General features: G+C 72.6%; 9 protein-coding genes. 4 read left to right on the top strand and 5 right to left on the bottom strand.

Annotated elements, in window-relative coordinates; all coding sequences use genetic code 11:
* Window positions 1-198: 198 nt before the first annotated feature.
* The 3 genes from EIZ44_RS44265 to EIZ44_RS44255 all read right to left on the bottom strand — a co-directional run bounded on the left by EIZ44_RS44265 (window position 199) and on the right by EIZ44_RS44255 (window position 1,496).
* On the bottom strand, window positions 199-582 hold the full coding sequence (locus tag EIZ44_RS44265) for a DUF2267 domain-containing protein (protein ID WP_037813225.1): 384 nt from the start codon (window positions 580-582) through the stop codon (window positions 199-201).
* 104 nt (window positions 583-686) lie between these two features.
* Complete coding sequence (locus tag EIZ44_RS44260) at window positions 687-992, bottom strand: hypothetical protein (protein ID WP_037813222.1); 306 nt, start codon at window positions 990-992, stop codon at window positions 687-689.
* 78 nt (window positions 993-1,070) lie between these two features.
* On the bottom strand, window positions 1,071-1,496 hold the full coding sequence (locus EIZ44_RS44255) for a DUF6292 family protein (RefSeq protein ID WP_037813486.1): 426 nt from the start codon (window positions 1,494-1,496) through the stop codon (window positions 1,071-1,073).
* Between the two features lie 305 nt (window positions 1,497-1,801).
* Between EIZ44_RS44255 and EIZ44_RS44250 the strand changes: the two genes are divergently transcribed.
* Both EIZ44_RS44250 and EIZ44_RS44245 read left to right on the top strand, forming a co-directional pair.
* Complete coding sequence (locus EIZ44_RS44250; RefSeq protein WP_037813219.1) at window positions 1,802-2,413, top strand: hypothetical protein; 612 nt, start codon at window positions 1,802-1,804, stop codon at window positions 2,411-2,413.
* A gap of 617 nt (window positions 2,414-3,030) precedes the next feature.
* On the top strand, window positions 3,031-3,402 hold the full coding sequence (locus tag EIZ44_RS44245; protein ID WP_051728972.1) for an STAS domain-containing protein: 372 nt from the start codon (window positions 3,031-3,033) through the stop codon (window positions 3,400-3,402).
* Here the strand turns inward: EIZ44_RS44245 and EIZ44_RS44240 are convergent, their stop codons facing one another.
* Window positions 3,403-4,623, bottom strand: a complete 1,221-nt coding sequence (locus EIZ44_RS44240; RefSeq protein ID WP_167754484.1) for a PP2C family protein-serine/threonine phosphatase — start codon at window positions 4,621-4,623, stop codon at window positions 3,403-3,405.
* 251 nt (window positions 4,624-4,874) lie between these two features.
* On the opposite strand from EIZ44_RS44240, the gene EIZ44_RS44235 reads away from it, so the two are divergent.
* On the top strand, window positions 4,875-5,312 hold the full coding sequence (locus EIZ44_RS44235) for an ATP-binding protein (RefSeq protein ID WP_037813213.1): 438 nt from the start codon (window positions 4,875-4,877) through the stop codon (window positions 5,310-5,312).
* A 3-nt stretch (window positions 5,313-5,315) separates the two neighbouring features.
* On the opposite strand, the gene EIZ44_RS46055 is transcribed toward EIZ44_RS44235, so the two are convergent.
* Complete coding sequence (locus EIZ44_RS46055; RefSeq protein WP_255443129.1) at window positions 5,316-5,444, bottom strand: hypothetical protein; 129 nt, start codon at window positions 5,442-5,444, stop codon at window positions 5,316-5,318.
* 5 nt (window positions 5,445-5,449) lie between these two features.
* On the opposite strand from EIZ44_RS46055, the gene EIZ44_RS44230 reads away from it, so the two are divergent.
* On the top strand, window positions 5,450-5,783 hold a 334-nt coding region (locus EIZ44_RS44230), incomplete at its 3' end, for an IS110 family transposase (protein WP_134734596.1).

Here is a 5,783-nt window from a genome sequence, read left to right as displayed (position 1 = left end):
CACACCGCACCAAAACCAGGTTTCACAACACCCTCTGAGGGAATCAGATTCCGTCAGGGTTCCCCTCACGGACATCCGCACCAGCCCGGCGCGCGTCGTCCCGGTGTCCGCAGCGTCCCGCCAAGCACGGCTGCCGCGAACCCGCCGCGCACCGCGCTGCTGAGAAAACCTCGGTGCGCCGCCTGGCCTGAGCAGGGTTTATCCGCTGTGGCACCGGGGCGGGGTTTCCCGCGACCACGTGCTCGGCTGCCGCGTCCCGCCCAGCAGGACGAGCACGTCCGGACTCACGCCCGCGCGCACCCGGGACGCGAGCTCCGGCGACGTCTGCCCCAGTGCGGAGTAGACCGCGCGCACCAGGAACCTCGCCGCGAGCGGGGAACGCCTGGTGCGCAACGAGATCTCCATCAGGAGGGCCTCGCGGTCGCACGTGCGGCCGCGGCTCGCCGCGACGACGCCCAGCCGGGTTTGCTCGGCCAGCGGAAGGCAGCGCAGCAGGCTGTCGACGACGCAGTCGACCGCGAACCGGTTCCGTTCCGTGCGGGGCAGGCGAGGCCCGGGCAGAATTTCCTTCCGCACCACCATGGACCATCAACTCCTGGCCGCAGAGTAGCCGATCCGAAGCGCGCGGTGCCGTTCCTGTTCCGTGCGACGGAAAACGATCCGGGCCGAGTCCCTTGTGGACGGTGTCAGCCGGGCGAGCCGGACAAAACGGCGAGCCGGTCGAGGGACTCGCGGATGCGCGCCGGGACATCGTCGCGGCCGGGGCCGGCCGGGACCGACAGGTGCAGCGTCGCGTGGCTCGTGCCCGCCGCGCCGGACTCGACCAGGAGCCAGCCGCCGTCCCATTCGAGCCGCAGCCGGTCACGGCGCCCGGCCGGGGGCGCGGCGACCGGCTCCGGCAGCCATTCGTCCTGGTGCGCGGCATCGGACGCGACGGCGTACACCCGTTCCGCGGGCGCGGGCATCCTTCGCTGCGCTTCGAACTCGCTCATGATCTTGGCTACCCGTCGCGCGGCGGCGCGAAACTGCGGAGTCCACAGTGGACGCTCACGGACGGTGCGCTGCCCGGTTCAGCCCGCGGCGCGCAGGATGGCGTCGAGTTCGGCGGGCGTGCCCAGCGTCCGGATTTCGGGCGGCGCGAGGCAGCCGATCCGGTGGTCGTCGTCGCGGACCGCGGCCGCGAACTCGGCGACGCGCGACGCGGGCGGCGCGACCGTGGGCCCGGCCAGGTAGCGGATGACGATGAGGTCCTCGCCGGAATGCGTTTCCACGGCGGCGGCCCAGCCGTGGATCTCGTCCCACAGCAGGGCGACGTCGCGGCCGGGGTAGGCGGGCAGGTGGCCGTCGAGCGCGACGTAGGCCGACACCGGGGTGTCGTGGTCGACGGTGCAGGACTCGAGGCCGATGCCCAGTGCGGCGGTGACGTCGGCGAGGTAGTTCCACAGGCGCACCGAAGCGGGGTGCGACGGGCCGGTCTGGGCGGTGTGCAGCGGCAGGGACACGGGGACAACGCCTTTCTCGCGCGAAGGACTGGCACGGACCAGGGGTGGCCTGCTCCGCGCCACGGGCCGCATCCGGCGGCGCGGCGGGGTTTTCCGGCTAGCGGCCGGAACGCGCCCTTGCGGGCGGTCCGGACGTGATTCCCGGTGAAGGGGCACGGGAAACCTGCGGAACGCGGGGAATCGGCCCGCGTGCTCGGCAGGACATCGGACTCACCTCCGCCGCTCGACAGGGGACGCTCTTTTCTTCTAGCATGTCATCGAAACGATGACAACTGCCAAGTCGTCGAGAGGATGACGCGATGGCGGAGGTGGACCCCGGCCTGCTGATCCAGGGCGTCCGCGACGCGGTGCTGGCCGCACGGGACGGCGGAGCGGCGGCCGACCGGTCGATGGCCGCGCTTTCCGCGCTGCGGGCGCTGCGCGACCAGCTCGGCGCATGGGAACCGGAACTGATCGCGGCCGCGCGCGCGGCGGGCGCGAGCTGGGCGGCGCTGGCCCCGGCGCTGGGCGTGGCGAGCAGGCAGGCGGCCGAACGCCGGTACCTGCGGCTGCGGCCGTCGGCGACCGGAGAGGCCACCGGCGAAGCCCGCGTCGACGCCGAACGCGGCCGCCGCGCGGGAGACCGGGCAGTCGCGGACTGGGCCCGGCGCAACGCCGCGGTGCTGCGCCGGCTGGCCGCGGAGGCGAGTGCCGCGCCCGGCTTGGACCCCGCCGGACAGGAAAGCGCCGACCGGCTCAGCGTCGCGCTGGGCGACGACGACGTCACGAATCTGCTGCCGCCGCTGGCCGACGTGCGCGCGCATCTCGAACCGCGGCACGCGGCGCTGGCCGACCGCGTCGGGGAGATCGGCGAACACGCGAACCGGCTGCGCGAGAACGCGGCCGGGCAGCGGCGCGGTCGTGCGCGATGAGGGGGAGTGGTGTTCCGGTCTCGTTGCGAGCCGGTTCGCGTGGTCGGCGGGTGCTGTCTCCTCGCGCGGGGAGCGGGAGCGGTGTCCGGGTCGCGACGTTGCGCATCCGGCTCCGTGAACTGCGGCGGCCGATGGTGTCTCGGTGCGCGGTGAACGAGTGGGGAGTCCAGGCTGCGAGGTTGCGGATCAGGTCGCATGGGCAGCGGCCGATGGTGGCTCGGCGTGCGTTGAGCGGGCGTGGTGTTCGAGGCGTTCGGTGGCGGGCCGGTCCGCGCGGGCGGCGGCCAACAGCACATCCATGCGCATTCAGCCGCGAAAGGTCTCCCGCTGGAGGATCGGCGCGAACCGCCCGGACCGTGGCCTGCCGCGTCCCCGGGGCGGGCAAGCCAGCACCCGAACAGCCCCGTCCGCGAAGGGCGAAAACCGCGCGCAATGAGCCGAACGTCTCTTCCCGGGGCCCCGCGCTGCCGACGTTCCCGGGATCCGAGATCATTTCCCGCGGCGGCATTCGTGCGAGCCGCCGTCCGTAAGGCATGCTATTCGCGGTTGAGCAGCCAGCCGCGTACTTTTCCTGCCCGGACGCAGGCGTTCCGGGCTTCCTGAGGAGGGAAAGAGCGATGAGTGAGCTGACCGACCCGGTGATCGACCCGCCGGGTTCGCTGTCGATCGAACGGGCCGACCGCTCGCCCGCGGCGGTGCTGGCCCTGAACGGGGACCTGGACCTCGGGACCGCCCCGAAATTGACGGCCGCGGTCGCCGAGACCCTCACCGGGAAGCCCCCGGTGCTGGTACTGGACCTGACAGGGGTCGATTTCCTCGCCTCGGCGGGACTGACCGTCCTGCTGGCCGCGTGCCGGGAGGCGCCGGAGGGGACGCAGGTGCGGATCGTGGCGTCCGGCCGTGCGACGTTGCGGCCGATCCAGCTCACCGGGCTGGAGCAGAGTCTCCCGCTGTACCGCACGCTCGACGAGGCGCTGGCCGCGGAGTGATCAGTGCGCCCCCGCAGTGCGCTGGAGCACCACAAGTGCGACGTCGTCCTGCGGGGGCCGCGATCCCACCATCGCGGCCATGATCCGGGCGCAGGCCAGTTCCGGGTCCTCCGGCCGGACCAGCTCGGCGAGCTGGTCCATGCCGGTGTCGACGAGCCGGTCGCGGCGCTCCACGAGACCGTCGGTGTAGAACGCGGCGACGGCTCCCGGCACCAGCTCCACCGTGGTGGTGCGCCGTTCGACGGTGGCCCCGACGGTCAGGCCGACCGGCGGGTCCGGCGGGGCGGGCACGAGCCGCGCCGGTTCGCCCGGCGCCGCGACGACCGGCGGCAGGTGCCCGGCGAGCGACAGCGCCATGCTGCCGTGGCCGGGCCGGAGGATGCCGTACGCGACCGTCGCCATCACTCCGTGTTCGAAGTGGTTCGCTTTGCGGTCGAGTTTGGCGAGGACGGTCGCGGGATCGTCGCAGTCGAGCGCGTAGGCCCGCAGCGCGCTGCGGAGCCGTCCCATGATGACCGCGGCTTCGAGGCCGTGCCCGGACACGTCGCCCATCACGATGCCGGTCTGGTCCCCGGGAAGCCGGAACACGTCGTACCAGTCGCCGCCGAGCCCGGCCTCCGCGCCCGGCACGTAGCGCGCGGCCAGGCGCAGGCCCTTGACGACCGGAAGCACGCCCGGCAGGAGGCTGCGCTGCAGCGCGATGGTCGCGGCCTGGTTCTGGTGCATGATCTCCGCCTGCAGCACGGCGGCCAGCCGGTCGGCCAGCAGCCGCAGGGTTTCGATGTCGGTGGTGGTGAACCGGCGGTCCCGGGCGGCTCCGATGTGCAGCACGCCGACCAGTTCGGTGCCGGCCAGCATCGGGACGCCCAGCATGGTGTGCAGGCCGCGTTCGGCCAGCAGCGCGTTCAGCACCGTGGTCTGGTCGACCTGGTCGATGACGACCGGCTCGCGGCGCGCGGCGACGCTGCCGGGGAATCCCGCGCCGACCGGCACCTGGACTCCCTGGTAGATCTCCTCCTCGAGTCCGGCGGCCGCGACGGCGACCAGGCGCTGCCACCGGGCATCGTGCCGCAGCACGGTGGCGGTGTCGACGTCGAGGACGGCGCAAGCCCGGGTGAGGATCTTGGTGAGCTCCTCGCCGAGCGCGGCGTTGCTCGCCCCGGGGCCGAGGATTTCGGCGAGGCGAGCCCGCGATTCGGGCTCCGGCGCGTGAGACGGCATGCAGCGACAGTAGCCGAACCGGCCCCGGGAACCGGAGATGCGCGCCAGCAGGTGTGAAGTCTGCCCCGTCCGGGTACGCCCGATTGGGCACCGGCGAAGTCGAGCACGAGAAAGGGACTTCCCCACGTGAGGTCAAGCGGCTGCGGCGAGGGGCGGCGAAACGCCGCGGCGTTTTCCGGCGCGAGCCCGCGCGCCGTCGCGCAGTCGGCGGGAGAGTGGTTCTGTTGTCCTGTCCAAACGAGGGACCGGCGGTGACCGGCCCGGGCTCCGGGGAGGGCGACGCACCCTGGGCACTGGACCTGCGGGGCACCGGGGTCGCGACGCTGCCGAGCCTGCGCGCCTGGGCGGGCAAGTCGCTGGGGCATCTGTCCCCGGACCATCTCGCGGACGTCCTGATGGTGATCGAGGAACTCGCGTCGAACGCCTACGAGCACACCTCGGGCCCGTCGTATGCGCGGCTGACCGTGCTGTCCCGGCCCTGCGTAGTGGTGATCGAAGTGGACGACCCCGAGCGCGGCCGCCCGAAGGTCCGCCCGCCGGACTTCGACCGGGCGCGCGGCCGGGGGATGCTGCTCGTCGACCGGCTCGCCGACGACTGGGGAGTGCACGAGCATTCCGTCGGCAAGACGGTCTGGGCCCGGCTCGGCTGCGGGGTGCCGGCGCGGGAAGCCTGCGAATCGTCCCGCTGAGGCTCATCGTCCCTGTTGCGGGTCGGAGTCGTCGTGTTCGTCGCGCGACGTGCCCTGTTCGCCGCGGATGGTCTCGCGTTCTTCTTCCGGGGTGTCGCCGTAGACGTCGTCGGATTCGCGCGGTTCGGTCATGGTTNCTGTGGGCCGGAGTGGACGTGGGCAAGGAACATCACCACTGCGTGGTGATCAACGCCCGTGGTGAGCGGTTGCTGTCGCGTCGGGTGCTCAACGACGAGACCGCGTTGCTCGAACTGATTGCCGATGTGCTCGCGATCTCGACGGACGCGCTGTGGGCGGTCGACCTCAACCACGGCGGTGCCGCGCTGCTGATCGGCCTGTTGATCAACCACGACCAGCCGATGACCTATCTGACCGGACTGGCCGTGCACCGCGCTTCCGGTTCCTACCGCGGAGAGGGCAAGACCGACGCGAAGGACGCGTTCGTCATCGCCGACCAGGCCCGCATGCGCA

The sequence above is a fragment of the Amycolatopsis nivea genome, assembly GCF_004522235.1.
Lineage (GTDB): Bacteria > Actinomycetota > Actinomycetes > Mycobacteriales > Pseudonocardiaceae > Amycolatopsis > Amycolatopsis nivea.
Note: the sequence above shows the minus strand (reverse complement) of the source record. Positions and strands in the feature narration are given on the sequence as shown.